The 26,520-nt window shown below is 67.1% G+C and carries 30 protein-coding genes and 2 pseudogenes; 16 read left to right on the top strand and 16 right to left on the bottom strand.

Annotated features, from left to right (window positions below; genetic code table 11):
* Positions 1 to 60: 60 nt before the first annotated feature.
* Together ACODRV_RS05760 and ACODRV_RS05755 are read right to left on the bottom strand one after the other, a co-directional pair.
* Positions 61 to 1,578, bottom strand: a complete 1,518-nt coding sequence (locus ACODRV_RS05760; RefSeq protein ID WP_292152471.1) for a Y-family DNA polymerase — start codon at positions 1,576 to 1,578, stop codon at positions 61 to 63.
* Positions 1,493 to 2,251, bottom strand: coding sequence for an ImuA family protein (locus ACODRV_RS05755; protein WP_292152470.1), 759 nt, complete (start codon positions 2,249 to 2,251; stop codon positions 1,493 to 1,495). The genes ACODRV_RS05760 and ACODRV_RS05755 overlap by 86 nt, the downstream gene beginning before the upstream one ends.
* 152 nt (positions 2,252 to 2,403) lie before the next feature.
* Here ACODRV_RS05755 and ACODRV_RS05750 point away from each other — a divergent pair, with 152 nt between their 5' ends.
* Positions 2,404 to 3,030, top strand: a complete 627-nt coding sequence (locus ACODRV_RS05750) for an SOS response-associated peptidase (protein ID WP_292152469.1) — start codon at positions 2,404 to 2,406, stop codon at positions 3,028 to 3,030.
* Between the two features lie 13 nt (positions 3,031 to 3,043).
* Here the strand turns inward: ACODRV_RS05750 and ACODRV_RS05745 are convergent, their stop codons facing one another.
* The 4 genes and pseudogenes from ACODRV_RS05745 to ACODRV_RS05730 all read right to left on the bottom strand — a co-directional run.
* Positions 3,044 to 4,312 (bottom strand): hypothetical protein, encoded by a 1,269-nt coding sequence (locus tag ACODRV_RS05745; protein WP_292152468.1) that lies wholly within the window; start codon positions 4,310 to 4,312, stop codon positions 3,044 to 3,046.
* Positions 4,312 to 4,548, bottom strand: a complete 237-nt coding sequence (locus ACODRV_RS05740) for a hypothetical protein (RefSeq protein ID WP_292152467.1) — start codon at positions 4,546 to 4,548, stop codon at positions 4,312 to 4,314. The genes ACODRV_RS05745 and ACODRV_RS05740 overlap by 1 nt, the downstream gene beginning before the upstream one ends.
* A gap of 96 nt (positions 4,549 to 4,644) precedes the next feature.
* On the bottom strand, positions 4,645 to 5,346 hold the full coding sequence (locus ACODRV_RS05735; protein WP_488907704.1) for a DUF3363 domain-containing protein: 702 nt from the start codon (positions 5,344 to 5,346) through the stop codon (positions 4,645 to 4,647).
* An 11-nt stretch (positions 5,347 to 5,357) separates the two neighbouring features.
* A pseudogene (locus ACODRV_RS05730) lies at positions 5,358 to 6,101 on the bottom strand (strawberry notch C-terminal domain-containing protein); the annotation flags it as partial.
* Positions 6,102 to 6,153: 52 nt separating this feature from the next.
* On the opposite strand from ACODRV_RS05730, the gene ACODRV_RS05725 reads away from it, so the two are divergent.
* Positions 6,154 to 6,399, top strand: a complete 246-nt coding sequence (locus tag ACODRV_RS05725) for a hypothetical protein (protein ID WP_488907703.1) — start codon at positions 6,154 to 6,156, stop codon at positions 6,397 to 6,399.
* An 11-nt stretch (positions 6,400 to 6,410) separates the two neighbouring features.
* On the opposite strand, the gene ACODRV_RS05720 is transcribed toward ACODRV_RS05725, so the two are convergent.
* The 3 genes from ACODRV_RS05720 to ACODRV_RS05710 form a co-directional block, all read right to left on the bottom strand.
* The gene (locus ACODRV_RS05720; RefSeq protein ID WP_333895736.1) at positions 6,411 to 7,007 is read right to left on the bottom strand and encodes a GntR family transcriptional regulator; all 597 of its coding nucleotides are present in this window, start codon (positions 7,005 to 7,007) and stop codon (positions 6,411 to 6,413) included.
* A gap of 221 nt (positions 7,008 to 7,228) precedes the next feature.
* Complete coding sequence (locus tag ACODRV_RS05715) at positions 7,229 to 8,062, bottom strand: hypothetical protein (RefSeq protein WP_333895735.1); 834 nt, start codon at positions 8,060 to 8,062, stop codon at positions 7,229 to 7,231.
* Between the two features lie 206 nt (positions 8,063 to 8,268).
* Entirely contained in the window at positions 8,269 to 8,625 is a 357-nt protein-coding gene (locus ACODRV_RS05710; RefSeq protein WP_488907702.1) for a hypothetical protein, read from the bottom strand.
* 229 nt (positions 8,626 to 8,854) lie between these two features.
* Between ACODRV_RS05710 and ACODRV_RS05705 the strand changes: the two genes are divergently transcribed.
* Positions 8,855 to 9,004 carry a hypothetical protein gene (locus ACODRV_RS05705; protein ID WP_488907701.1) on the top strand — a complete coding sequence of 50 codons (150 nt, stop codon included), beginning with the start codon at positions 8,855 to 8,857 and terminating at the stop codon, positions 9,002 to 9,004.
* Positions 9,005 to 9,020: 16 nt separating this feature from the next.
* Here the strand turns inward: ACODRV_RS05705 and ACODRV_RS05700 are convergent, their stop codons facing one another.
* Positions 9,021 to 9,302: a hypothetical protein gene (locus ACODRV_RS05700; RefSeq protein WP_333895734.1), complete on the bottom strand. Its 282-nt coding sequence runs from the start codon at positions 9,300 to 9,302 to the stop codon at positions 9,021 to 9,023.
* 78 nt (positions 9,303 to 9,380) lie between these two features.
* On the opposite strand from ACODRV_RS05700, the gene ACODRV_RS05695 reads away from it, so the two are divergent.
* The gene (locus ACODRV_RS05695) at positions 9,381 to 10,460 is read left to right on the top strand and encodes a cation diffusion facilitator family transporter (protein ID WP_488907700.1); all 1,080 of its coding nucleotides are present in this window, start codon (positions 9,381 to 9,383) and stop codon (positions 10,458 to 10,460) included.
* A gap of 59 nt (positions 10,461 to 10,519) precedes the next feature.
* Here the strand turns inward: ACODRV_RS05695 and ACODRV_RS05690 are convergent, their stop codons facing one another.
* The 4 genes and pseudogenes from ACODRV_RS05690 to ACODRV_RS05675 form a co-directional block, all read right to left on the bottom strand.
* Positions 10,520 to 11,017, bottom strand: coding sequence for a DUF305 domain-containing protein (locus ACODRV_RS05690; protein WP_007390220.1), 498 nt, complete (start codon positions 11,015 to 11,017; stop codon positions 10,520 to 10,522).
* 16 nt (positions 11,018 to 11,033) lie between these two features.
* Positions 11,034 to 11,549, bottom strand: coding sequence for a MauE/DoxX family redox-associated membrane protein (locus ACODRV_RS05685; RefSeq protein WP_409615824.1), 516 nt, complete (start codon positions 11,547 to 11,549; stop codon positions 11,034 to 11,036).
* Between the two features lie 45 nt (positions 11,550 to 11,594).
* Positions 11,595 to 11,780, bottom strand: a pseudogene (locus ACODRV_RS05680) (glutaredoxin); the annotation flags it as partial.
* A gap of 33 nt (positions 11,781 to 11,813) precedes the next feature.
* The gene (locus ACODRV_RS05675; protein ID WP_312404612.1) at positions 11,814 to 12,089 is read right to left on the bottom strand and encodes a metal-sensitive transcriptional regulator; all 276 of its coding nucleotides are present in this window, start codon (positions 12,087 to 12,089) and stop codon (positions 11,814 to 11,816) included.
* Positions 12,090 to 12,209: 120 nt separating this feature from the next.
* Between ACODRV_RS05675 and ACODRV_RS05670 the strand changes: the two genes are divergently transcribed.
* The 5 genes from ACODRV_RS05670 (at position 12,210) to ACODRV_RS05650 (ending at position 19,915) form a co-directional block, all read left to right on the top strand.
* Positions 12,210 to 13,391: an MFS transporter gene (locus tag ACODRV_RS05670; RefSeq protein WP_488907699.1), complete on the top strand. Its 1,182-nt coding sequence runs from the start codon at positions 12,210 to 12,212 to the stop codon at positions 13,389 to 13,391.
* A gap of 165 nt (positions 13,392 to 13,556) precedes the next feature.
* Positions 13,557 to 14,735, top strand: coding sequence for an efflux RND transporter periplasmic adaptor subunit (locus tag ACODRV_RS05665; RefSeq protein WP_488907698.1), 1,179 nt, complete (start codon positions 13,557 to 13,559; stop codon positions 14,733 to 14,735).
* Positions 14,732 to 17,914 (top strand): efflux RND transporter permease subunit, encoded by a 3,183-nt coding sequence (locus tag ACODRV_RS05660; protein ID WP_488907697.1) that lies wholly within the window; start codon positions 14,732 to 14,734, stop codon positions 17,912 to 17,914. The genes ACODRV_RS05665 and ACODRV_RS05660 overlap by 4 nt, the downstream gene beginning before the upstream one ends.
* Positions 17,915 to 17,987: 73 nt before the next feature.
* Positions 17,988 to 19,442, top strand: coding sequence for an efflux transporter outer membrane subunit (locus tag ACODRV_RS05655; protein ID WP_488907696.1), 1,455 nt, complete (start codon positions 17,988 to 17,990; stop codon positions 19,440 to 19,442).
* 134 nt (positions 19,443 to 19,576) lie between these two features.
* Positions 19,577 to 19,915, top strand: a complete 339-nt coding sequence (locus ACODRV_RS05650) for an ArsR/SmtB family transcription factor (RefSeq protein ID WP_333895730.1) — start codon at positions 19,577 to 19,579, stop codon at positions 19,913 to 19,915.
* 105 nt (positions 19,916 to 20,020) lie between these two features.
* Here the strand turns inward: ACODRV_RS05650 and copM are convergent, their stop codons facing one another.
* Positions 20,021 to 20,413, bottom strand: a complete 393-nt coding sequence (copM, locus tag ACODRV_RS05645; RefSeq protein WP_333895729.1) for a CopM family metallochaperone — start codon at positions 20,411 to 20,413, stop codon at positions 20,021 to 20,023.
* Positions 20,414 to 20,422: 9 nt separating this feature from the next.
* Complete coding sequence (locus ACODRV_RS05640; protein WP_333895728.1) at positions 20,423 to 20,617, bottom strand: heavy-metal-associated domain-containing protein; 195 nt, start codon at positions 20,615 to 20,617, stop codon at positions 20,423 to 20,425.
* Positions 20,618 to 20,774: 157 nt separating this feature from the next.
* Here ACODRV_RS05640 and ACODRV_RS05635 point away from each other — a divergent pair, with 157 nt between their 5' ends.
* The 7 genes from ACODRV_RS05635 to ACODRV_RS05605 all read left to right on the top strand — a co-directional run bounded on the left by ACODRV_RS05635 (position 20,775) and on the right by ACODRV_RS05605 (position 26,461).
* Positions 20,775 to 23,288, top strand: coding sequence for a heavy metal translocating P-type ATPase (locus tag ACODRV_RS05635; protein WP_488907756.1), 2,514 nt, complete (start codon positions 20,775 to 20,777; stop codon positions 23,286 to 23,288).
* Positions 23,289 to 23,301: 13 nt separating this feature from the next.
* The gene (cueR, locus tag ACODRV_RS05630; RefSeq protein ID WP_312404598.1) at positions 23,302 to 23,754 is read left to right on the top strand and encodes a Cu(I)-responsive transcriptional regulator; all 453 of its coding nucleotides are present in this window, start codon (positions 23,302 to 23,304) and stop codon (positions 23,752 to 23,754) included.
* Between the two features lie 69 nt (positions 23,755 to 23,823).
* A complete protein-coding gene (gene copC, locus ACODRV_RS05625) occupies positions 23,824 to 24,183 on the top strand; it encodes a copper homeostasis periplasmic binding protein CopC (protein ID WP_312404597.1) in 360 nt (119 codons plus the stop codon).
* 1 nt (position 24,184) lies between these two features.
* Positions 24,185 to 25,090, top strand: coding sequence for a copper homeostasis membrane protein CopD (gene copD, locus ACODRV_RS05620; RefSeq protein ID WP_333895726.1), 906 nt, complete (start codon positions 24,185 to 24,187; stop codon positions 25,088 to 25,090).
* A gap of 89 nt (positions 25,091 to 25,179) precedes the next feature.
* Positions 25,180 to 25,458, top strand: a complete 279-nt coding sequence (locus ACODRV_RS05615) for a hypothetical protein (RefSeq protein WP_444584330.1) — start codon at positions 25,180 to 25,182, stop codon at positions 25,456 to 25,458.
* Complete coding sequence (locus ACODRV_RS05610) at positions 25,455 to 25,895, top strand: Spy/CpxP family protein refolding chaperone (protein WP_312404589.1); 441 nt, start codon at positions 25,455 to 25,457, stop codon at positions 25,893 to 25,895. The genes ACODRV_RS05615 and ACODRV_RS05610 overlap by 4 nt, the downstream gene beginning before the upstream one ends.
* Positions 25,896 to 25,900: 5 nt before the next feature.
* Positions 25,901 to 26,461, top strand: coding sequence for an RNA polymerase sigma factor (locus ACODRV_RS05605; protein WP_333895724.1), 561 nt, complete (start codon positions 25,901 to 25,903; stop codon positions 26,459 to 26,461).
* The last annotated feature ends 59 nt before the right edge of the window (positions 26,462 to 26,520 follow it).

Genomic DNA, 26,520 nt, shown 5'->3' with positions numbered 1-26,520 from the left:
CCCGCCCACCCTGCCATGCCGGACGAAATCGGCGCAGTGATTCCTGGTCTTGTCCGGGGGTCACCCGAACAGCCCGTGGATGAACCAGGCCTGCGCCCCGGTCCGACCGTCCTCGCCGTCGCCGGCCCGGAACAACCAGAACCGCCGCCCCGCCTCGTCCTCGACCTGGAAATAGTCCCGCACCGCCCAGACCTCGGCGTCGCGCCGCCGCCATTCGCCGAAGATGCGCTCAGGACCGTCCGCGCGCACCACGCGCCGCCGCACGCCGCGCCAGGTGAAATGGGAGGGCGGGTTGTCGGGCAGGAGGGCCAGGGTCTCCACGGGTTCCGGCTGACGAAACAGGCGTGCGGGCCGGGGCCAATCAGGGCTCCAGTCCAGCGCCGGGACCGCCGCCAACGGCGAGACGCGCTGCGTCGACCGCTCGGGCACGTCGCTCTCAACCGGCATCAGCCGATAGAGACGGCCCGGTCCGATCCGATTGGCGAGGACATCCACCAGGTCGGACAGGTCGGGGGGCGTCGCCTCTCCCAAGGTCGATCCGACGGGACGCCAGTCGAGCGGTTCGGCGCTGATCGCCGCGAGGGTCATGCGCTCGATGCCGAACCCGGGGTCGATGGTTTCAATCCGATCGGTCAGCAACCGGGTCAGCCTCGCGGCGTCCCGAACCGGACGCGCCAGACCCACGCGGACGGCTTCGATGCGGTTGTCGACCCGGACGCAGGTCCAGTCGAGCCGGCGCGCGCCTAGGCCGCCTGTCTCAAGGACGGCGCACAGCTCATGCACCAGGCCGCCCACATACCGGGCCAGGGTCTCAGGCGCGCCGATGGGCTCGGCAAAAGTCCGGGTGACGGCGGGAACCTCGGGCGCCGAAACGGGCAGGAGCGGCTCGTCTGTTCGACCGTAGGCCTGGTCCAGTCGGCGGCCCAGGTCCGGCCCGAACCTGTGGAGCAAGGGCGCGCGGGGGCGGTGAGCCACATCGGCCACCCGCTCGAAACCCATGCGCTTCAGGCTTACGATCAAGTCCGGAGGCAGACGCAGGGCGGCCAGCGGCAGAGGCCCCACCGCCGCATCGACGGTGTCCGGATCTATGATCCGCATATCCCGGCGGAACCGGACCACCGCGTGGGCGGAGCCGTACGTCGGGCCGATCGCTGCGTCCGCCTCGATGCCCGCTCCGCACAGGCGTGTCCGCAGGTCCGCCAGCATCGCCGCCTCGCCGCCCTTGAGATGGGCGGCGCCGGTGGCGTCGATGGCCAGACCGTCGCCATCGGCCTGGCATACGGGCGCGTAGCGACGCAGGGCCCAGACGGCGAGCCGGTCGAGAGCCGCCGCGTCGCCGGTCGGATCGGCATCGCGCACGATAAGGCCGGGGATCAGAGCCTGGGCCTGGGTCGCCGCCATACCGACCCGCGCGCCCAGCCCCACAGCCGCCCGGTTGGCGGCCAGGACGCCCCGGCGGCGGCCGGATCGTCCGACGAGGATCAGGGGGGCGTCAGGCGGCGGCGCGTCGTCGCCCAGGTCGCGCCGCAGGCGATCGACGGACCAGTTCGGCAGGTAGAGCGAGACGACCCGTCTCATCACAGGCTTCCAGGGTGAAGTCCGCGGTCTCGGCGCCGCGGCAGCGAAGGAGTTCGACGAACCAGCGCGGGCGACCGACGCCGGGCACGGGGAGCGGTGAGGACGGCGCCGGACTGACTCGCCATCGGGTGACGGAGGCGGTCGGCTGGCCGAAGTCGGCGGCGTCGGCGGCGCGTCGCCATCGCCGGACCGCCAGTCCGAGCGCGCCTGAGCCTTCGGCCGCCAGCTGAAGGCGCCGGGATGCGGTGAGGCCGAGGCGGGCGGTCTCCGCGACCACGGCGGCGACCCCACCGTGCCGCAAGCCTTCCTCGAAACAGGCCAGCAGCGTCGGCTCGTCGCCCGCCTCCACATAAATCACCCGCTCCGGCCCCAGTCCCGCCTGGCTGAGCGCGGGCGCGAACAGGTCGGGCCGGGTGACGCACCAGAGGACCTGTCCCGGCCTTCGCGCCGCGATCCCCGCTGCGAACAAGGCTGCGGCGGCTCCGTCGATCGCTTCCTCGCCCCCACCTGCGACTTCGTGCAGGGCGCCCAACGCCAGTCCGCCGCCGGGGAGGCAGGCATCGACCTCGGGAACGCCGAAGGGGAGTACGCCGCCGTCCGGGCGATGCGCATACTCCACCGCGCGAATACGGTCGCGCAGCGTCTCGATCTCGGCGGATCGGCGGTCCTGCATCTGACGGCCTCCTGGTCCGAGGAATGAATGTTCTTCTTATGTTCTCAATCCGGATGGGGTCCGGAGTCAATCGATCTTGTGCGACCGTCCCCACCAGACGCTGGTCTCTCGTCCCCGGGTGCGCCTTTCGCGACCGCCCCTGACGTGATCAGATGGCCCCGGTCGCCCCGGCGGCGGCTGTCGAGAAAGGCTGTCGCGGCATGTGCAACGAATACCAGCTCATCCTGCCGTTCGACGATGTGATCGAGGTCTTCAACCGCACAGGCGACCGGCTGGTGTTCCCGGGCGGAATGCCGAACTTCGGTCCCATGGCGTCGATCCGGATCGGCGACCGCGCCCCGATCATCACCCTTGGCCCGGACGGTCCGCAGATGGTGGTGACCCCCTGGGCCTGGAAGGCGCCGCAGGGCCGACCGGTCTTCAACTTCCGATCCGACGGTCGATCCTTCGCCGGCGCGGTCCGCTGTCTGATCCCGGCTGACGGCTTCTTCGAGTTCACCGACCCGGAGCCCGGCCAGAAGCGCAAGACCAAATGGCGGTTCACCTTCGCTGGCGATCCGGTGTTCTGGATCGCAGGGCTTGTCCGGGACGGAGCCTTCGCCATGCTCACCACGGAGCCGGGCCCCGACATCGCCCCCTATCACGATCGGCAGATCGTCCTGTTGAGACCCGACGCCGGCCTCGACTGGCTGGAGTTGCGCAAGCCCGAAGGCGAACTGCTACGCGCCTCGCCGGCCGGAACCCTGGAAGTGGAGAAGGTCTTTCCGGAAGCCGCCTGAGGCCTGGGCTGGATCAGGCCGAGCAGGCGGTGGTTCCGCCCTCGCCAAGCTTGCGCTCGACCAGCTGCAGAGTCTGATACTCCGCCACCGGGATGGGCCTGCCTTCATCGTCCACGATCAGGAAGTCCCGCGTCGAGGGAGCGCCCGTCGCGATCAGCCAGTCCCGGAAGAGGCTGGCCGTGGCAGCGCTTTCGAATCCGGGCGTTACCGGCTGCGATCCGGGGCGCCGGGCCTGAAGCGAAACGGCCACATGGCCTGCGGTCCTCAGCGACCACAGCGCGCCAAGGTCAGCGCCGCTCAGCGACACGGTCTCAGAGGTCGCGCCTGTCATCCGCACCACGGTGTCGTCGCCTTCCGAGACGGATCGCGCGGCGGTCGGTTGAGTGACGTGCCGCACCCGGTAGCTGACGCCCATCCGCACACAGAAGGGCTGAGGTCTCGCTGCCACCGTGATCTGGACGGGCCGCAGGGTGACCCGGGCGGGATCGGCCCAGACGCCGCGCGCCTCGATCAGTTCGGAGGTCCGCCAGGCCATCTCGGTCCGGGACAAAGCGGCCGGCAGGTTCAGGGTCGCATCGACGACGATGTTGCCGACGAGGTTCTGGTTCGGGGCGCTGCCCTGGGAGAAGACCAGGGCGCCGTCGTCGACCGACACATTCGACGCCACGACCCGGGTGGTCAGAGTCTCCGCCGTCTCCCGCGAGCGCGTGTATTCGGGGCTGATCGACAGGCTGTCGAGCGACCCGCCGACATCGACGCCGGCCTCCGCGCCGAGGGTGAAACTCGCCGTATCCGTTTGACTGCCGAGGTTCACCGTATTGTAGACGGTCGCCTGCTGCTCCCAGCTGATGAACCGTTCGCCATTGGTGGGCTCCAGGGTGATGACGAGGTCCTCGACCCGATCGGCGATATTGGCCGGATCGCGCGACCATTCCGGGACCATTTCGACGGTCATCACGAACCGCACCTTGCGGCGGAGCGGATCACTGCGTCGCTCGTAGGCGCGCGGGGTCTGCTGGCGGGCCATCTCGGTGATGATCTCGTCCGTGCTCCAACCCTCGGCCAGCATGGCGGCGGTCAGGGCCGCCTGGGCTTCGGGCGCCAGATCCAGACCCCGGACCGTGCGGGTCTCCGACGGCGGCGTCGTCGCAAACAGCCGAACCTGCACGAGCGGGGACTGGGCCTCGGCCGTGGTGATGGCCTCGTGGCGCTTCAGCGCGGTGGAGCAACCGCCGAGGGCGAGGGCGGCGACGGCGGCCGACAGAAGAAGAGCGCGGCTCATCAGCTCATCAACACATAGGCGGCGCCGGGAAACTCGGCGCCATCGCGCCGGACGGTGACGCTCTGCAACCGCTTGGCCACGTAGCGGCGCTTGGCCACGTTCTTGTTCAGCCCGTTCCAGTTCTCGGCGGCGACCAGCAGGGCCGGCAGGTCCGGCTTCTCGATGGCGATGAGATACTCGTCCTGGCTGGGACGATTGAAGTCGTCGATCAGGATCACAAAACGCAGCGCCGCCATGCCGTCCCCCCGGAGGTCTGAAGGGCACTCTAGCACCACTGCGGGTTGAGTATCAATGTTCGCTCACAAGGTTGGCGGGCGCGTCTCTTGGAATGCTCAGCGCCCGATTCCACGTCCCAGTTGGGCGCTCACGACCTGGGCGAATCCACGTTCCCCGATCGCCACCGAGAGGGTCTTGCCGATCGCCGGCGGCGCCGCGCCGACGCCGAGACGAGCGTAGTGTTCGGCTCCATCCGCACTGCGCAGAACCAGATAGGGCGAGCCGCCGAGTTCGTCATGGAAGCCTGCCTGAACGACCTTCCCGCGCACCGATCCCTGGGTCAGTTGATCGACCGCGACGGCGCCCTGCATCCGACGCTGGTTCAGCGTACGGATCACGTCCTTCGAGAGCTGTAGGCGGCGAAGACGAGGTTCGAGATCCGGGGCCAGTTGAAAGCGTCGGCCGGTCCGAGTGGCGAGACCGAGCCTTTCGAGATGTCGCAGGCGTCCCCGTGTGAGGGCGGTCCAGGCATCGGTCCCGCCGAGGCCGTCATCGACCTGACCCGAGGCGTCGGCGGCGGCCATCAGACGTCGGTCGAAGGCGGTGAAACGGTCCGCCTCGGTCTCGCGCCAGACGCGACGTTCAGCGTCCTGTCGGCTGAGGTCGCCGAGCCGTTCCTGGGCGACCTCCTGGGCTCGCGCGCGAAAGCCGTAGCCGATGTAGTCGCGCGGGATCACCAGGTCCCTGCCGTCACTTCGGCGTCCTCGTACCAGGACGTGAGCATGCGGCTGGTCGGTGTCGTAGTGACAGACCGCCATCCAGGTCAGTCCCGGTTCAGGGCGCCGAGAGAGTCCAGTCGTCGCGCGATCGTGGAGGTGAAGCGTTTCTCCCCGTGGATGTTGGTGATCACGGGACGGAAGAGCGGGGCCGACGCCTGATGTGTCCGGTGGCTCCTTCCAAGGCCCTGGATCGCGGCGTCAGCCCGCCATCCCGGCTCGACCAGATAATGGACGCGGCGCTGCTGGTTCGGCGCGGAGAGGTCGGCGTGATAGCTGCGGCCTGTGCCGCCCGCGTCGGAAAAGACGAGGACGCGCTTGCGGCCCGACATGAAGGCGTCGGTTTCGGACCGGGCCGCGGCCGCCCCGCGCCGCTCGACCAATCGCCGCCCATCGCGCGCCACGACCCGGCGCGTGCGTCCGGTGATCTCGGCGACGGCGTCCGTCCCGAAGGCGGCGAGTATCGCGTCAAGAACACCAGGGACCGCCGGAAGGCTGGCCATGCGGCCGATCAGAAACGCGCGGCGTTGCAGCGCGTCCTGGCTGACAGCAGGGCGTCCGTCGACCATCACGGGGACCATGGTCATGCCCCCGTCATCGTCCTCGATCGCCTCCATCAAGTGGATCGGGAAGGCCTCGCGCAGATAGTCGAGGACGTATTCGCGCGGGGTCAGGTCGATGGAGAGGTTGTTCCACTCTTCCGGCGGGATCGAGGCGAGACGCCGCTCCATCACGGCCTCGTTCGTCGAGACGATCTGAACCACGGCGGATCGGCCTTCGGCCAGATCCTGGCGGATAATCTCTGTCGGCCGATCGTTCGAGACGCTTGTTTGTAGCGCCGGCAATGGCGTGCTGTGGGACGCCTTCGAGCGAGTCAGCGGCCAGCTTGACGTCTTGAGACATCTTGAGCCCTGCCTGTTCCAGGATTTGAACCAGGAAGCTGCGGAGCTCTACGCGGCCTACGCCGATGTCGTCGAGGCCCGGTTCCAGGCCGCAGCGGCGCGCTACCATGATCGACGGATCGGCGCCGCCGGTGCACTGGCGGCCCTCGCGTGCGGGGGCGAACGTGCGAACCGAAGCCGGGCTTCGGTCTGACTTGATACCCTCTATCCGAGGTCGAGGACCTGAGCCCGTCTGCAGCGAAGCTCGTGATGCGTCTCGAGCTGGGCCAGAAGTCCTGGGATGTCGCCTTCGACGATGACCGCCACCATCGCCTTCACCGTCGCGCCGTCGCCGTCGTCGTGGGTGCGTTCGGCCCGCAGGACGGCCAACAGGCGGTCTGAGACCCTCTGATGAGCGAGGCAGAGTGCGGCATTGGCAGACTGGGTGATGATCGCCTCGTAGAGCGCCTGGACGCCGTCGAGCGGATCGACCCCCACGGCCGCCTTGCGCAGGGATGCGTGTCCGCGCGGATAGAGGGTGAGAGCGGCATGGAGATAGGCGAGTTGAAGTTCGAACAGATCGATGATGTCGGACGGGCCGAGCGCGGGATAGAAGTAGCCCTTGCCGCGGCGTCTTTCGATGAGACCCTCGCCAGCCAGACAGGCCAAGGCCTCCCGGACGGGTGTCGGGCTCAACCCGACCTCTGCCGCCAGCTCGGTGACAACGATGGGTTCGCCGGGAACGAACCTCCCAGCATCCGCGAAACGCCTGACAGCACCCAGGGCCGAACTGTAAGGATCTCGCGGCGCAGGGTCCTGCATGACGCCCTCGACTGAACTGTGGGCGGACCGGCGAGCTCGTGCGTCGATCCGATGCAGTCAATTAGTGCAAATATATTTCGTGCAATGCAAGGTTATATTTAACCCGCCGATTGATGGCGGGCATTCCGCCGGAAATCGGCGGGCTGAATGCTTAAATCTAGCAATATGATCTTCCCGACGACAGTAATGGGTGGCAGGTCATGCCAGGCGCCGTCGTAGGCTCACGGTTTGCGCTCTGCCTTGTCGTCGAACCTTCGGGACACAGCGGACACCAGCGGCGTCTTCCGGAACGACCACCGATCCATGTCGTCGAACAGCGCAACGAACATGTCGCCCACGAGGCCCGCGTCGAAGGCTTCGAAATGGCTGGCGAGGGCCAGGTCGAGGACCTGGCGCATGAGGTCCGCCATGGCGTTGACGTCGCCCACGGTCTCGAAGCCGAAGTCGCGGTCCTTGTCGAACCCCTTCAGATCCTTGCCGATCACGGTGCTGCTGATGTGAACGTGGGTCGATAGTCGGCCGTAGAGGCTGTTCGCGGTCTGGCGATAGGTGTCCGCGCCGGCGGGGTCCATCAGGCGGAAGGTCAGACTGTCGATGACTTCTCCGAACCGCTCCCTGCCCAGGTCGTCGAGCGCGGCGACCTTCTCGTCGACTGTGCCAGGGACGGTCGCGAGCGGAGCGACCCCGTTGATGGCCGGGCTCCCGGTATCCAGCCAGAGGGTCTTGATCGACGCTTCCAGGAGGAACCGGAGTTCGCGCCTCGCCGGATTGTGGAGCCCTTCCTTGATGGCCTGACCTGCGGCCACCATCGACTCAACAAACTGCTGTTTGACGCGCAGCGTGATGAGCTGCTCGAAGAACTCCGGCCAGCGGGTGGCCATCAGGTCGATGACCGTCAGCCCCAGTCCATAGTCCATTATGAGCCGGTCGATCCGACCCATCGCGGCCTTGAACTGCGGATCCTCCCTCAGCTTGTCGTGCTGATCGATGCGGCGCCGGCGACGATCCGCGATGTCCCTGATCCGGTCCATGGGGTCGTCGGCTTCGTCGGTCATCGGCACCCGTCCAGTCTCAAGCTCGACAAGCGTGACGGGAGACCGGTTGCACGTCAAACTGGCGTGCCGCTCGACTTGAGCGAAGAGGACCCGATTTGCCGCAGCAGTTCGAAACCCACGTCACCTTTCAATGTCCAGCCTGCTCCTCCGTGGTCCAGGCGGCGGTCGACGTGCCCGAGCCGGACTGGGGCGCCGCCGAGAGTTCGTCAGACCTGAACTCCGAGGGCGAGACGGTGGTCTCCTGCAACGTCTGTCGAAAGGACTTCGACGCCTATGTCACGAACAGCGCGGGCGATTGCCACGTCACGCTGAATGATCACCCGGACACCAGGGTGGATGCGGACATAGCCTTCTTCTCCCCGGACGAAGACGATTGGTCGGACGAAGATCTTCCGGACAACCCCTATTCGATCTGGGAAGCCTCCTACCGGCAGACCTGCGCGTTTCTGGATTCTCACGGTGAGGAGGCAGGAGACGCGCTCATCAATCGCATGGTCTTCGCGCAGCATGTCGTCGCCCTGGAAGCCTATCTCGCCGACACCCTTCTGAAGTCGGTGCTTCACGATCCCAAGGTGCTCGGCCGGCTCCTCGAGCAGGATACCGAGTTGCGCAAGGAGAGGTTTTCACTCCTGGACATCCAGGCGAATCCGGACCTCGTCCGCGATCGCGTGGCCGCCTATCTGCGAGACCTTCGCTATCACAATCTCCCCGAAGGTCAACGTCGTCTACAAGATCGCGCTCGGGGTCGAGGTCCTTCCCGAAGGCGAGGCCGCTGCGCCACTGATCCTGGCCATGCGACTCCGGCACGACTGCGTCCACCGGAACGGTTTCAACAAGGACGGCGAGAAGCTGACCAACTTCACCAAGGCCTACGTCGCGGAGATCGCGGACGCCTTCCGCAAGGTCGTCCACCGCATCGACCTGGCGCTCTCTCCCTTCTGAGCGAGCCGCGACCGGGTCAGCGAACCTGCGTCATCAGAGCGCTGACGCGACCGCCCCGCCCGATGGAGACGCGGGCGTCGAACCGGAAGGGTGGCGACAGCGGCTCCACGGACAGAAGGTCGTCGCCCGCGCGCCGGAAGGTGAAGGTCTCGGCGGAATGACCGCGCCGGGTCAGCGTGACCAGGACATCCGACGGGGCGTCCGCCGAAAGCGCGCCGCCCCTCAGCCGCAGGACAGGGCGCCGATGTTCGAGAATGACGTCCAGAGCGACGTCGGCGACGGGATCGACGGTGGACAAGAGGAATCTCCGTTAGGCAAGTTGACATCTAACATATGAATACATATTCATGTGTCAACATCACAAAGCTGAGCTGCCATGTCCAACGCCCACTCCGGCCACGATCACTCGGGCCACGACCATTCAGGCCACGACCATTCAGGCCACGACCATTCAGGCCACGACCATTCCGGTCACGACCACGACCACACGCCGACGGTGACCCGAGACAACGAGCGCAAGGTGCTGCTGTCGTTCGGACTGATCTTCACCTTCATGATCGTGGAGGTCGTCGGCGGCCTTGTCTCTGGCTCGCTCGCCCTCCTGGCCGACGCGGGGCACATGCTCACCGACGCCCTGGCCCTGGCGCTCGCCTACCTGGCCTTCCGGTTCGGTCGGCGCATGGCCGATTCCAAGCGCACCTTCGGCTATCTCAGGTTCGAGGTGGTCGCCGGCTTCTTCAACGCCGTCACCCTGTTCGCCATCGTCGGGTGGATCGGCTTCGAAGCCTGGGAACGCTTCCGCGATCCTGCGCCGGTCTTGGCCGGTCCCATGCTGGGCGTGGCCGTCGCAGGGCTCCTGATCAACGTCCTGGTCTTCTGGATCCTGACGCGGGGAGATTCCGAGCACGTCAACATCAAGGGCGCGGCCCTGCACGTGATGGGCGATCTGCTCGGATCGGTCGGTGCAGTGGCCGCCGCCATCATCATCTCGCTCACCGGATGGACGCCTATCGACCCCATCCTGTCCGTGGTGGTGTCGCTGCTGATCCTTCGGAGCGCCTGGAAGCTGCTGGGCAAGTCGCTGCACATCCTTCTCGAAGGCGCGCCGGACAACGCCAAGCCGGATGCGATCGTCGACCATCTGCTGCAGTCGGTCCCTGACCTCGCCGATGTCAGCCACATTCACGTCTGGTCGATCACGTCCGGACGCACCTTGGCCACTCTGCACGTCCGGCCCACCGAGGACGGCAAGGCTCGGGCGGTCACCCAGGCCGTGGAGCGTGAGCTCAAGACGACCTTCAGTATCGAGCACCCAACGATCGCGGTGACCTGGAACGCAGGTGGGAGCAGCGACTGCAGTCTCTCTCCGGACGCATCGGTCCCGGTCGGGCAGGCGTCAGGCGCTCCTGACGGGCACGATCACGCCCCCGGCGGGTGCGGCTCACACGCTCACTGAGCAGAGCGGCGGCCCGGCGCTCGCCGGGCCGCGCGTCACCTGGAACAATGCAGGATCGGTCAGCGCAGGCGCTGGCCGATCCGCTCCATCTGTTCGATCTCCGTGCGCTGCGCCACGGTGATGTCGCGGCAAAGCGCCACGAGCTCCGGGTCCGACAAATCGGCTTCGCGACACATCAGGATCGCGCCCGAATGGTGGGGAATCATCGACTCGACGAACTGCCGGTCGTCGATGAGCGCCTGGGACCGCGTGGCCCAGAAGGATCCTGCGGTCAGCGCTATGAACAGGGCATAGAGCGCGAGGTTCGCACGCTTGTCGGGATACATTCCGGGCATGGTCGCGAGCATGAAGACGCCCATCGGCGCCCACATCGTCACGGCCATGTAGACCATGTTCAGATTGTTTCTGAAGTCGCGCGGACCGTCGATCATCGAGAACATCACGACGTACATGACGATGAGGCCGAGGATCATGTTGATCCAGAACATCAGATAGGGGCGTCCGTGGGCGCCCTTGCCGGAGCCGTGGGACGCGTGGGCGGTTTCGGAATGAGTCATCTGCCTAATCCTTGATCTAGTGAGCCAGGCCCATGGGTTTGACGAGCATCCAGATCGCCATGCCCACCATCATCAGGTTCTCGCTAAGCGACACGAAGCCGAGCGGGACCTTGCTGTCTCCGCCCACGCAGGCGCACTTCAACTCGCGCTTGTCGATGTAGACGGCCTTGAACACGGACACCGCGCCGACCGTGCCGATGAACAGGGCGATCGGGATGGACGCCCACATCAGCGCTCCTGCGAGCATCAGGACGCCGGCGACGCCCTCCGCGTAGGGATAGATCGCCCCATAGGGCACCCAGCGCTTCGCGAGCAGATCGTAGTTGAGGAACATCGTGGCGAAGCTGTCGACATCCTTCAGCTTCTGCAGCGCCAGCAGACACATGGCGATGGCGATGAACCACTCGATGGACTGGATCGGGACGATCCGGCCGAAGGCCGCCCAACTCGTCGCCAGCGCCATCAGGGCGGCCATGGCGAACAGGGCGATGACGGGCGTGTAGGTCACGGCGTTCTTGTCGCGGACCTTCATCCCGAAAAAGCGCCTCAGGTCGTCGTATCCGCCGATACGGGCCCCGTCGATGAAGACCTGGGGCGTTGTCTGGACCCCGTGCTCAGCCTTGAAGGCATCTGTCTCAGCCCGGGTTGTCAGGTGATGGTCGTCGACCGCGTAGCCCCTTCGTCGAAGGAGATCCCGCGCCTTGAGGCCGTACGGACAGGTGTGGTCCGGCATGACCATCCTGTGCAGCTCCGCGCGCTTGGCTTGGCCGGTGGCCATCTCCTTCTCCCTCCATGGCTAGAGCTTGGCTTTGGAGAACACCTCCACCAGCTCGTTGAATTTCTCGCGCTGCTGCGCGGGGTCGCCGGACGCGATAGCCTCCTCGACGCAGCAGGCCGCGTGGGATTTGAGCACCTGGCTCTCGACCCGAGAGAGCGCCGCCTTGACCGCGTGAATCTGGGTGAGGATGTCGATGCAGTAGCGACCATCCTCGACCATCTGGCTGACGCCTCGAACCTGACCGGCGATCCGGTTCAGGCTCGTGATCGTGGACTTGGTGTTCTTCTCATTCATTGATACCCATACCCCGCATAGGTATCGCCCCAGCGCCACTTTGGTTCCGGATCGCGATGCCGTTCTATAACCGACGCCGTCAGAACCGGCGCGCCGATAAGCTTGATGGCCCGACTTCCAATGTCAGACACTTCCCTCGCCCGCCGCAACATCACCGTCCTCACCGCGGCGCAGGCGCTGGGCGGCGCAAGCGCGCCGATCGTGATGTCGCTCGGCGGCCTCGTCGGCCATCAACTCGCGCCCGACCCCGCCATGGCCACGGTGCCTGTCAGCGTCTTCGGGTTGGGACTCGCGGCCGGCACGATCCCCGCCGCCCTGATCATGCGCCGCTTCGGCCGCCGCATCGGCTATCTTCTCGGGGCCCTGTTCGGCGTCGCCGCCGGATCGGTGGCGGCCCTGGGCATCTTCGCGAACGCCTTCTGGATCTTCACGGTCGGAACCTTCATCGCGGGTCTTTACGGAGCCTATGTCCAGAGCTACAGGTTCGCCGCTGCGGATGCGGCGGAGGGTCCGCTCAAGGCCAAGGCGATTTCCTGGGTCATGGTCGGCGGGCTCGCCGGCGCAGTCATCGGCCCGCAGCTGGTGATCTGGACGCGCGATGCGATCGGCGGGACGCCGTTCGCGGGAAGCTTCGTCAGCCAGGCGATCCTGCCTCTGATCGCCGTCCCGATCCTGATGCAGCTCCGCGCGCCGCCGATCGGCGATACCGGGGCGGATCGAGGCGGCGGGCGGTCACTGGGTCAGATCCTGACCGCGCCGCGGTACGTTCTGGCGGTCTCCGCCGGCGTGGTCTCCTACGCCATGATGGCGCTGCTGATGACCGGTGCGCCCCTGGCGATGGTCGACCACGGGCATTCCGTGGGCAGCGCGGCCCTCGGAATCCAGTGGCACCTCCTCGCCATGTTCGGTCCCAGTTTCGTGACGGGCCGGCTGATGGCGCGGTTCGGCAAGGAACGGGTGACCGCCGTCGGCCTCGCCTTGATCGCCGTCGCGGCCGCCATCGGTCTGTCCGGCGTCGCTGTCGCGCACTTCTGGGCGACGCTGATCGTGCTCGGGATCGGTTGGAACTTCAGCTTCATCGGCGCGACCGCGATGGTCACCGACTGCCATACCCCCGAGGAGAGGGCCAAGGCTCAGGGCGCCAATGACTTCCTGGTCTTCGGCGCGACCGCGGGCGTCTCCTTCTTGGCCGGGGCCGTGCTCAACAGTGGCGGATGGACGATGCTGAACTGGATGATCTTCCCGCCCATCGCCCTCATCCTCGTGCCCCTTGTCTGGCGGGCGGCCCGACGGCCCGCCTGATCGAGGCTTGGCGGCCGCTCACGCGCCGGGGCTCAGAGAGCCGGTCGGGTAACCGCGTTTCGAGGCTTGACCTTACAAGCGTTGGAAGCCGCACGACCCGCTGATCGATCGGAAACCGCCGCCGGCACGGGCCGGGCTCGACGGGCTCCGAGGGGTCAGAAACAAATGCGAATCAACAAGAAGGCAGCGGTCATCGCCGTTGGCGGCCTCCTGGCCGCAGGCGGCCTTGTCTACGTGCTTCAGAAACCTGCTCCGCCCAGCGCCGCCGCGCCGGCCGGAGCCCCGACCGTTCCCGTCGCCCAGGTCATCACCCGCGAGGTAGCACCGGCAGCCGAGTTCACGGGCAATCTCGCCTCGCCCCGGACGGTGGAACTGCGCTCTCAGGTCAGCGGTCCGATCCAGCGCGTCAGTGTTCCGGAGGGCGGCATCGTGCGGCGGGGCCAGGCGCTCTTCCAGATCGATCCACGTCCCTTCCAGGTCGCGCTCGACGCGGCCCAGGCTCAGTTGCGTCAGGCAGAAGTTCAGCTGGCGCAGGCGGACGCAGACCTTCAGCGTGCGGAGAGCCTGGCTCCCAACGGCGCCATTTCGGCGCGAGCTCTTGAGGTCGCCCAGACGGCGCAACGCGAGCGGCAGGCCCAGGTCCAGTCGGCGCGCGCCGCGGTCAACGCCGCACGGCTCGACCTCTCCTATGCCCGGGTCACGGCGCCCATCACCGGCCGCGTGGATCGGATCCTCGTCACCGAGGGCAATGTGGTGGCCGCCGGTACGACCGTGCTGACCACCATCGTCTCGGTAGACACCCTCCAGGTCTACTTCGACATCGACGAGGCGACCTATCTCGACTTCGTCGCGCGCGCGCGTCCGGACGCGTCGGGTCGCGCGACTGTGCGCCTTCCGGTCCGCATCGGTCTAATGAACGAGGACGGGTATCCCCATGTCGGCACGCTCGATTTCCTGGGCAATCAGGTCAATCGAGGCACGGGCACTGTCAGGGCGCGAGCCGTGCTCGCCAATCCGGGCGGCCGACTGGCTCCCGGTCTGTTTGCTCGGGTCCAGCTCGACACGGCCGCGCCGCGCCAGGCCGCATTGATCGACGATCAGGCCGTCGGCAACGACCAAGGCCAGACCTATGTGCTCGTGGTCGGGGCCGGCAACAAGGTCGAGTACCGCCCGGTCACCCTGGGTCCGGTCATCGATGGTCTCCGCGTCGTCGAGAGCGGCCTTCAGCCGACGGACATCGTCATTCTCAAGGGTCTCGTCCGGCCCGGCATGACGGTGACGCCGCGGCGTGGTCCGATGCAACCGGCCCCCGCCGCTCAGGCTCCCGAAGGAGCCGCGCGATGAAATTCCCTCGCTTCTTCGTCGATCGCCCGATCTTCGCGGTCGTCCTCTCCGTCCTGATGCTGATCGCCGGCGGCCTGGCGCTGCTGCGCCTGCCGCTCAGCGAGTATCCCTCGGTCACCCCGCCCACCGTTCAGGTCACGGCCGCCTATCCCGGGGCCGCGCCCGACGTCATCGCCGAGACTGTGGCGGCTCCGCTGGAGCAGGCGATCAACGGCGTCGAGAACATGCTCTACATGAGCTCCCAGGCGTCCAGCGACGGGCGGATGTCTATCAGCATCTCGTTCAAACAGGGCACCGACCCGGACCTGGCGCAGATCCAGGTCCAGAACCGGGTGCAGCGCGCGCTGCCGCGTCTTCCGGCCGAAGTGCAGCAGATCGGCGTCGTCACCGAGAAGACGTCGCCGGACATCCTGATGGTGGTGCACATGCGCGCCACGGACGCTCGCTACGACCCGCTCTACGTCTCCAACTACGCCGCTCTGAATGTTCGGGACGAGCTGGCCAGGCTGCCGGGCGTGGCCAATGTGCTGGTCGGCGGCGAGGGCGAGTACGCCATGCGGACCTGGCTGGATCCGGAAAAGGTGGCGGCGCTGGGCCTGACCGCGAGTGACGTGGTCGCCGCGATCCGCGAACAGAACGTCCAGGTCGCCGCCGGGTCCGTCGGCCAGCAGCCCAACGCCGCCGCGGCCTATCAGACCTCCATCAACGCGCTGGGCCGACTGACGACGGTCGAACAGTTCGGGGACATCGTCATCAAGGCCGGCGCGGACGGGCAAATCGTGCGACTGCGCGATGTCGCACGCACGGAGCTGGGTGCGGACGCCTACACGATGCGGGGCCTTCTCAACGGAGAGCCGGCGGTCGGCCTGCAAATCCTGCAGAGCCCGGGCGCGAACGCCCTTGAGGTCTCGAACGCCGTTCGGGAGACGATGGAGCGTCTGCAGGCGGACTTCCCCCAAGGCGTCAAATACGAGATCGCCTACGATCCGACGATCTTCGTCAGGGCATCGCTCAAGTCCGTGGCGATGACGCTGCTGGAGGCGACGCTTCTGGTGGTCTTGGTGGTGGTGCTGTTCCTGCAGTCCTGGCGCGCCTCGATCATCCCGCTGGTCGCGGTGCCCATCTCGTTGGTCGGCACCTTCTCCCTGATGCATCTGTTCGGCTTCTCGCTGAACACCCTTTCCCTGTTCGGCCTGGTGCTCTCGATCGGCATCGTCGTCGACGACGCCATCGTCGTGGTCGAGAACGTCGAACGACATCTGGCCATGGGCAAGTCGCCCAAGGCGGCGGCGCGTGCCGCTATGGACGAGGTCACCGGACCGATCCTGGCGATCACATCCGTGCTGGCGGCCGTCTTCATTCCGTCTGCATTCCTGTCCGGGCTGCAGGGCGAATTCTATCGCCAGTTCGCCCTGACGATCGCGATCTGCACGATCCTGTCCGCGATCAACTCCCTGACGCTCTCGCCTGCGCTGGCAGGGGTCCTGCTTCGCCCGCACCACGGCGACGCGCCCCGCGACCGCCTGACGCGGATCATCGACCGGGTGTTCGGCGGCTTCTTCCGCCGCTTCAACCGGTTCTTCGACACCACCTCGGACCGCTACGTGGGTGGGGTCCGCCGGGCGGTTCGGGCCACCGGGATCGTCGCGATCCTCTATGTCGGGTTCCTCGGACTGACCTGGCTGGGCTTCAATCAGGTGCCGGCCGGCTTCGTGCCGATGCAGGACAAATACTACCTCATCGGCATCGCGCAGCTGCCGACGGGAGCGTCTCTGGAAAGGACTGAGGCCGTCGTGCAGCAGATGTCGGAAGCGGCCCTGGCTGAACCCGGCGTGGAAAGCGTGGTCGCCTTCCCGGGCCTGTCTCCAAACGGCGGGGCGAACCTGCCCAACTCGGCGCTGATGTTCATCATGCTGGACGATTTCGAGGCCCGAGGATCCCCAGACCTTTCTGCGCACGCGATCGCCGGCAAGCTGATGGGCCAGTTCAGCCAGATTCCGGACGGCTTCGTCGGCGTCTTCCCACCCCCGCCCGTTCCCGGGCTGGGCGCGCTCGGCGGCTTCAAGCTCCAGATCGAGGATCGGGCCGGGCTGGGCTATGACGCCCTGGCGCGCGTCCAGGGTGAGATCATGGGCAAGGCGATGCAGGCCCCCGAACTAGCCAACATGCTGGCCAGCTTCCAGGCCAACGCGCCTCAGGTCCAGATCGACATCGATCGGGTGAAGGCCAAGTCCCAGGGCGTGCCGCTGAACGCCATCTTCGAGACGATGCAGATCAACCTCGGCTCGCTCTACGTCAACGACTTCAACCGCTTCGGACGCACCTACCGCGTCATGGTCCAGGCGGATGCGCCCTATCGCGAGCAGGTCGAGGACATCGGTCAGCTCAAGGTGCGCAATGCCGCCGGGGAGATGATCCCGCTGGCGGCCCTTGTGACCATCACCCGCACGACCGGGCCGGACCGGGTCATGCACTACAACGCCTACCCTTCCGCCGACATCAGCGGGGGACCGGCGCCGGGCTACTCTTCGGGCCAGGCGACGGCCGCCATCGAAAGGATCGTGGCGGAGACCCTGCCCGAGGGCATGACCTATGAGTGGACCGACCTGACGTACCAGGAGAAGCAGGGCGGCAATACCGCCATGTACGTCTTCCCTCTGGCGGTGCTGCTCGCCTTCCTGATCCTGGCGGCCCAGTACAACAGCTGGTCCCTTCCGCTGGCGGTCCTGCTGATCGCACCGCTTGCCCTGCTGTCTGCGATCGTCGGCGTCTGGGTCTCGGGCGGAGACAACAACATCTTCACCCAGATCGGCTTCGTCGTCCTGGTCGGTCTGGCGGCGAAGAACGCCATCCTGATCGTCGAGTTCGCAAGAACCCGAGAGCAGGAAGGCGCCGACCCGCTCAGCGCCGTGCTTGATGCGGCCAAGCTGCGGCTTCGTCCAATCCTGATGACGTCGCTCGCCTTCATCGCCGGGGTTATCCCGCTGGTGCTGGCGCATGGCGCGGGGGCGGAGATGCGGCACGCCATGGGCGTGGCGGTGTTCGCGGGGATGATCGGCGTGACCCTGTTCGGTCTGCTGCTGACACCCGTCTTCTACGTGATGATCCGCCGCTTCGAACTGCGTCGGACCGCGCGGTCGTCCCCGCCTGCTCCGGCGGCCGGCTCCATCGCGGACTGAACGGCGCGCGCCCCTGCTGCCGGGTGCAGCGGGGGGCGCGACGCCTCAACCCAGATCTTTTTGAGGAGACGTCATGTCCTTCCTTTCTGCCCCGACCTCTCGTGCGGTCGTCGCTGTCGCTGTCCTGACGACGCTCGGCGCCTGCACCATGATGCCCGCCTACGACCGTCCGGGCCTACCGGTGGCCGCGCAGTATCCGACCGGCGCCGAGCCGTCCGGATCCCCCACTGACGACCGCGCCGCCGCTGACATCGGTTGGCGGGAAATGTTCCCGGACCCGGTTCTGCAGGCGCTGATCGCCACCGCGCTGGAGAACAATCGCGATCTTCGGATCGCCGCCCTGAACGTCGAGACGGCGCGGGCCGCCTACAGGATTCAGCGGGCCGAGCTTCTGCCTCGTCTTGACGCGGTGGCGGCCTCGACCGCCCAGCGCACGCCCGAGGCGCTCCTGGCCCCGGGCGCGCCCGAGATCGCCCGCGCCTATTCGGCCTCCGTCGCGGCGACCGCGTGGGAGGTCGATCTCTGGGGGCGCGTTCGAAGCCTGAACGCCCAGGCGCTCGCCGACTATCTGTCTCGCGAGGAAGCGCGTCAGGGCGCCGAACTGTCCCTCGTGGCCGAGGTCGCCAATGCCTATCTGACCCTGCGCGCCGATCAGGCGACCTTGCGACTGGCCGATGAGACCGTCAGGGCGCAACAGCGCTCGGTGGACCTCACGCGCGAACTCGTCGACGCCGGTCAGGCAGGCGGCCTCGACCTGCGCCAGGCCGAGATCGCTCTTCGCGCCGCGGAGTCCGATCGGTCGCTCTACGGTCGCCGCGCCGCCCAGGACCGAAATGCGCTCGTGCTGCTGCTGGGCGCCCCCCTTAGCCAGGAGCTGTCTTCCGCCCTTGGTGACGCTGGCGCACTGCCTGACGATCTAGGCGTGGGGCGGCTTCCGGCAGGCGCGCCGTCCAGCTTGCTTGAGCGACGCCCTGATGTCCGGGCGGCCGAGCAGGACCTGCTGGCGGCGAACGCCGGCATCGGCGCAGCCCGCGCCGCCTTCTTCCCCAGCCTGACGCTCACCGGTTCAGGCGGCACGGCGAGCAGCTCGCTCGACGACCTCTTCGCCTCGGGCACGGGGGCCTGGAGCTTCGCTCCGCGGATCGCTCTTCCCCTCTTCAACGGCGGGGCGCTTAGGGCCAGCCTCGATCGGAGCGAGCTCCTGAAGCAGATCGAGGTGGCGCGCTATGAGCGGACGATCCAGGTCGCCTTCCGGGAGGTCTCGGATGGTCTCGCCGGACAGGCGACTTTCGACGAACAGATCGCCGTCGAGATCCTGCGGGTCGCGGCGAGCCACGAGGCCCATGACCTCGCGATGCGACGCTACGAGGCAGGCGAGGACAGCTATCTCGCCGTCCTCGACGCTCAACGGTCGCTGTACGGAGCGGAGCAATCCCTGATCCGGACACGGCTCGCACGGCTGAGCAATCAGGTCACCCTGTACAAGGCGCTCGGAGGCGGCTGGACGAAGATCGGTGAGGCCGGGTAGCGGACGCTGGCCGGCCGACGATCAGCGGAGGGGCGAGAGCCGTCGTCCCTCCGTCCGTCAACTTTGCAGGCCCCGGGGGCGCCATGTATGAATACATGGTCATGTATCGCACATGTCTGGCCCGAGTCTGAGAAATGTCCGCCCCTGATCCGGCGCCCGCGCCGCTCGAGTTGAACGCTCTGCTGCCCGGACAGCTGACCATGCTCGCGGAAACCTTCAAATTGCTGGGCGATCCGACGCGTCTGCGGATCCTGATGTTCTGCCTGGGCGGGCCGCGCTCGGTCGGGGACATCGCCGAGAGCCTGGACCTCTCCCAAACGCTCGTCAGCCACCACCTGCGCCTCATGCGCGGCGCGCGCCTGATGCGGGGAGAACGGAAGTCGAGGCAGATCTTCTACGAAGTGGCGGACGATCACGTCAGCGATGTGCTGACGGACATGGTCCACCACATCTCCGAAGAGCATGAGGACTGAGGACTACCCCGGCAAAGAAAAAGGCGCGCCGACATGCGGCGCGCCTCCAGGTGGGACAGGCTGACAGGGGGGGGAAGGCCCGTCCGATGCGCGTCTCGGGCGCGCTCAGGACCCGTTCTTGGCCAGCCAGGTCTGCATCATGGCGATCTCCGCCTCCTGGGCGGTGATCACCTGGCGCGCCAACTCCCGGACTTTGGGATCGGATCCGTGCTCCAGAGCCACCCGCGCCATGTCGATCGCACCCTGGTGGTGGGGGATCATGCCGCGCATGAAGTCCTTGTCGGCGTCGCCCGTGAACTCGATCGCCATGTCGGCGTGCATGCGGTCATTGGCTGCCTGGTAGGCGGAGATCACAGGATCGCTCGAGCGAGCGGCGGCCTGAGTATGCGCGGTGTGGTCCATGGCGACGGCATCGCCTCCTTGTCTGAACTGGGTTGAGGCGACGAAAAGGACGCCGCCGACGACGGCGACCAAGACCATCGCGGGAAGAATGCGCATGGCGATCTCCTAGAGCGACTGGGCGGTGTAGCCGTCGCCGGCCAGCGCCTCGACGATCGCCGAGGTGTCGGCGGTGGTCGAAACGGTGATCTGGCGCGCTACGGTATCGGCCTCGACGGTGGCGTCGGGATCGACGCCTTCGATGGCGGCTTTGACGTGCCGCACGCACGAGCCGCACGTCATGTTTTCAATCTGGAACTTCATGGGACGGTCCTTTCTGTCCATTGAGTTGAGACGGGTGTGCGGCTTCCCACCATTGGAAGGTCAAGCGAGAAAATTCGCTTCGAAGGCCTATTGACCTTCCAATGATGGGAAGGTGCACATCGTCAGGCACAGACCAACGCCATGCGCGAGGACTTGCATGAACGCCCCCGTTTCCCCCGCCGAATTCCGGCTGACTCCCCTGTCCCTACCAATCGAGGGCATGACGTGCGCCTCGTGTGTGGGCCGCGTCGAACGCGCGCTCGGGAAGGTCGAAGGCGTCGAGTCCGTCAGCGTCAACCTCGCGACCGAGCGCGCGGAGATCAAAACACGCGGTACTGTCGATGGCGCCCGTCTCGTCGCCGCCGTTCAGTCGGCCGGTTACGACGTTCCGGCGACTGAGATCGAACTGGCCGTCGAAGGCATGACCTGCGCGTCGTGTGTCGGTCGCGTGGAGAAGGCGCTGCGCGCGGTCGCGGGCGTGAGCGAGGCGACCGTCAATCTCGCCACGGAGCGCGCAACGATCCGAGGGTCCGCAGACACATCGTCGTTGATCGCGGCCGTTGAGGCAGCGGGATACTCGGCACGCCCGATCCAGGGCGCGTCGTCAGACGCCGACGATGAGGCCCAGGACCGCAAGGAGGCCGAGCGCCTGGCGCTCAAGCGCGACCTTCTGCTGGCGGCGGTCCTCTCCGCACCCGTCTTCCTGCTCGAGATGGGTTCCCACCTCGTGCCGGGCGCCCATGCCCTGATCGCCCGGACGATCGGCATGCAGACGAGCTGGTATCTGCAGTTCTTCCTCACCAGCCTCGTTCTGCTCGGGCCGGGCCTGCGCTTCTACAAGAAAGGGCTTCCGGCCCTCGGCCGTCTGGCGCCCGACATGAACTCCCTGGTCGCGGTCGGGACCCTGGCGGCTTACGCCTACTCTCTCGTCGCCACCTTCGCGCCGGCCCTGCTGCCTGCGGGTTCAGTCAACGTCTACTTCGAGGCCGCGGCGGTGATCGTGACCCTCATTCTCCTGGGCCGCTTCCTTGAAGCGCAGGCGAAGGGGCGGACGTCCGAGGCCATCAAGCGCCTCGTCGGGCTTCAGGCCAAGACAGCCCGCGTGCGACGCGACGGCGCGGTGGTGGAGATCGCCATCGCCGAGGTGGTGACCGGCGACCTCATCGAGGTCCGTCCCGGCGAACGAATCCCCGTCGATGGCGTCGTGGTCGACGGCGAAAGCTATGTCGATGAATCGATGATCACCGGCGAGCCCGTGCCGGTCCTGAAGACCAGCGAGGCCGACGTGGTCGGTGGCACGATCAATCAGAAGGGGGCTTTGCTGTTCCGGGCCACAGCGGTCGGCGGCGCGACGATGCTGTCCCAGATCATCCGCATGGTCGAACAGGCCCAGGGCTCCAAGCTGCCGATCCAGGCGCTGGTGGACAAGGTGACCATGTGGTTCGTCCCGGCCGTGATGGCCCTGGCCGCGCTGACCTTCGGAGCCTGGCTCGTGTTCGGGCCCTCGCCCGCTCTCACCTTCGCCCTGGTCAACGCCGTCGCGGTGCTGATCATCGCCTGCCCCTGCGCCATGGGGCTGGCCACGCCTACCTCCATCATGGTGGGGACCGGCCGAGGCGCTGAACTGGGCGTCCTCTTCCGCAAGGGCGAGGCGCTTCAGCTCCTTCGAGACGCACGCGTCGTGGCGGTCGACAAGACAGGGACGCTCACTGAAGGCCGCCCCGCACTGACCGATCTCCAGATCGAGCCGGGGTTCGACAGGGATGAGGTGCTCGCGCTGGTGGCGGCGGTGGAAAGCCGCTCCGAACACCCGATCGCCCGGGCTATCGTGGAGGCGGCCGACGCAAAGGGCCTTTCGCTGGGCCTGGTGACGAGCTTCGAATCCGAGACCGGTCTGGGCGTCAAGGCGCGGATCGGCGACGTCGCCGTCAACGTCGGTTCGGATCGATACATGGGACAGCTCGGCCTGGATGTCGGCGTCTTCGCTCCTGCCGCAGGCCGGATGGGGGATGAAGGCAAGACGCCGCTATACGCGGCCGTCGGCGGCCGGCTCGCCGCCATTCTCGCGGTGGCGGATCCGATCAAGGCGACGACGCCGGCTGCGATCGCCGCACTTCACGGCCTGGGCTTGAAGGTGGCGATGATCACCGGCGACAACCGTCGCACGGCCCATGCGATCGCCCGCCAGCTGGGGATCGACGAGGTCGTCGCCGAAGTCCTTCCGGACGGCAAGGTCGAGGCGATCAAACGGCTCAAGGCGCAGTACGGCCGGCTGGCTTTCGTCGGCGATGGCATCAACGACGCGCCGGCCCTTGCCGAAGCGGATGTCGGGCTTGCGGTGGGCACCGGGACGGACATCGCCATCGAGGCGGCCGACGTGGTTCTCATGTCCGGCAGCCTCAAGGGAGTGGCGACCGCCATCGCCCTGTCCCGGGCCACGATCGGCAACATCCGCCAGAACCTCTTCTGGGCCTTCGCCTACAATACCGCCTTGATTCCGGTGGCGGCGGGGGTGCTCTATCCAGCCTTCGGCGTTCTGCTGTCTCCGGTGTTCGCTGCGGGGGCCATGGCGCTGTCGAGCGTCTTTGTTCTCGGCAACGCGCTTCGGCTGCGCGGCTTCAGGGCGCCGGGCGACGGGCCTTCCGGCTTGACCGCCGATCGAATGGGGTGAGGGAGCTCGGGATATGAACATTGGTGATGCGGCCCGGGTCTCGGGCGTCTCGGCGAAGATGATCCGCTACTACGAGCAGACGGGTCTCATTCCGCCGGCGGATCGCAAGGACTCGGGCTATCGGGACTACTCCGTCCAGGACGTGCACCGGCTTCGGTTCATCCGTCGCTCGCGTGACCTCGGCTTTTCGGTGTCCGAGATCACGGATCTGCTCGGTCTGTGGGGCGACCGCTCGCGGCAGAGCGCGGACGTGAAGCGGATCGCGTCGGTGCATATCGGCGAGCTCAATGCGCGCATCGCCAGCCTGCAGGAGATGGCTGACACCTTGCAGACCCTCGTCGATTGCTGCTCGGGCGACGATCGGCCGGATTGCCCGATCCTGGCTGATCTCGAAGACCCGCAACAGGCCCTCGAGCGCCTCGATCCGGCGATCGGCGCGGTCGGCCATCTGAGATCCCGCCTGTGAAATGATCCCGACCGGCGAGGGCGAACCCCGCGACGCGCGTAACTCCATCGACACCACTGGAGTGACCCAATGTCCCGTTTCCTCGTCCCCGTCGCCATCTCGGCCTTGCTGGCGGTCGCCGCCCCACAGGTCGCTGTCGCCCATTCGCGCCTCGTCTCTTCCAATCCTGCGGCCAACGCGACGGTGGCGGCGCCGCGCGCGATCGTCCTGACGTTCAGCGAGCGCTCGGTGCCGGCCTTCTCCGGTCTCGAACTGGTGAACGCCCAGGGCGCTGCCACCGAGCTCCGCACGGCAGTCAGCCAGGACGGCAAGACCCTCACCGGAACGCCTGCCCGCCCGCTTGCCGCCGGCGCCTACACCGTGAACTGGCGGATCGCGTCCGGCGATGGACACCGCATGACCGGCTCGTTCAACTTCACTGTCCGGTGAGATGATCGAGCTCGCCGTCATCGCCTTGAGGGGCGTTCAGTACGCACTGATCAGCCTGACGTTCGGATTGCCCGCCTTCGTCCTTCTGAACCGGCCTCACCTCGATGAGAGGGCGCTGCAGGGACTTCGGGCGCAGGTCGGGTGGGCAACGGGGGCGATGGTCGTCGTCGTACCGATCGCGATCCTCGCCCAGACGGCCCTGATGGCGGGGTCTTGGTCCGGCGCACTCGATCCCCAGGCCCTGCTGGTCGTCGTGACCGGCATGGGTCTGGGCGTCGCGCTGGCGGTCCGATGGGTGGCGGCGCTCGCCGAAGGCCTCCTGTTTGCGTTCAGGCTCAAGGGGCGTGGCTTCTGGTTCCCGGCGGTTCTGCTGGGGTTGGTCTCGGTCGTGACCCTCGCATGGACGGGGCATGGGGCGGCCACGGAGGGCGTCGGCAGGTTCATCCATCAGGGGTCAACCGCCGTTCACGCGGCCGCAGCCGCATTCTGGATCGGCGCGTTGGCGGCCTTCCTGTGGCTCGCCTTTCGGCCCATCGAGCCCGGCTCAGAGGAAGAGGCTCGTGCGGCAGCGATGCTGACGGGCTTCGCGGGCTCCGGAACGGTCGCGGTGGCGATCCTCGTCGCGACCGGTCTCGTCAACACCGCCTTCCTCGTCGGCCCGTCGAGGGTCCTTCAACTTCCGCAAAGCCTGTACGGCGGCCTGCTGATCCTGAAGCTGGGCCTCTTCCTCTTGATGTTGGCGCTGGCTGCGCTCCACCGCTTCCAACTGGCGCCGCAGATGGAGGCGCGCTCGGCGCATGCGCTCACGCACCTTCGGCGCAGCCTGCTGGTCGAGTTCGTGTGCGGCGGGCTGATCCTGGCTCTCGTGGCTCTGCTCGGCACCTTGCCTCCGCCCATGGCCATGTGAGTACTACACCGAACGGCGCGACATCCCTCCCCGAGGGGAACGGGATCGCGCCGCGTAATCAACCCTGGGGGCGTGACGCGAGACGAATGATGAAGGAACTCGATCAGTTGATTGTCGGGTCTGTCGACCACGATCCAGGGCCGTCGCTGGAGGCGCTCGAAGCCGGTGTCTGGCGCCGTGTCGCCGAGCGCTACGAGCGCCGTCGGACAGAGAAGTTGCGTGTCGCGATCGTGGCCGTAGCCCTTGTGACCGGTATCGCGAACAGTCAGTGGCTCATCCCCTCGGCTCCCGCCCACTCTACGGATGCGGCGCTGTTCCATCCGACGGTCGGGCTCGCGGCCCTGACAAGCGCGGAGATCGGCGGATGAGCGCGCGCTGGAAATCCATCGCGGTGACCGTCTTGCTCGCCGCCCTGGCGAGTGGCGCCGGAGCCTGGGCCGGTGTGACCTGGACAGCGAATCGTCATGAGGCGCCTTCGCTTCACGAGATCGTCCATCGCCGGCTGGACCTGACCCCCGAGCAGACCACGCGGATTGACGAGATCGAGCGCAGTTTCGCGGTCCGCCGGGCTCCGCTCGAAGCGCAGTTGTTGCAGGCCAATCGAAGACTGGCGGACGCCATCGCGGCCAACGAGGGCAACAGCCCCGCGGTCCAGGCCTCCGTCGATGAATTCCACGATGCGATGGGGGCCCTGCAGAAGGCGACCATCGCTCACGCCTTCGAAATGCGCTCTGTCCTGACTGCGGAGCAGGGCCGCGCCTTTGACGCGGCTGTCGCGGACGCCCTGCTGCAAGACGCCCGGTAGGTTCGGTGTCGTCGCCGGACAGCGATGAATCCCGCGCGGCGCGTGGAGACCGCGCCGCCTTTTCCGCTCTCATGGCCTCGACCATGGGAGATCTGCATCGCTTTATCCGCCGCTATGTCGGGGAGGAGAGCGAGGCGCACGATCTGCTGCAGGAAACCTATACCGCGGCGTGGCTCGCCATCGGGCGCTATGACCCTTCCCGGCCGTTCGAGGCATGGCTGCGGACGATCGCCGTCAACAAGTGCCGGGATTGGGCCCGGAAGAGGACGGTGCGGCGGATCATTTCCGGCATGACGGGGCTCGAGGACCGCGAGGTCGCCGACCTGCCTGAACCTGCTCCCCTGGCGGAAGCCCGGATCGACGACAGGCGTCGGCTTGCCCTCGTCGATGGCGCCATCGGCCGGCTCCCGGACGGCCTCAAGGCTCCCCTTCTGCTGTCGGTCATGGAAGGGCGCTCCCAGGGGGACATCGCCGCCATTCTCGGCGTCAGCGTCAAGACGGTCGAAACCCGGATCGCCCGCGCCCGTCGCAAGCTGGCCGCTGCGGTTGGCGACCTGCCGGGCTGAGCGAGAAAAACCTCGAAGAAAGCGAGGGCGGCCTGATCCAGCCGCGTATTCAAGTCATC

It is taken from the genome of Brevundimonas sp. FG8 (assembly GCF_057808845.1).
The sequence above is the reverse complement of the archived record's forward strand: the minus strand, read 5'-3'. Positions and strand labels throughout refer to the sequence as shown.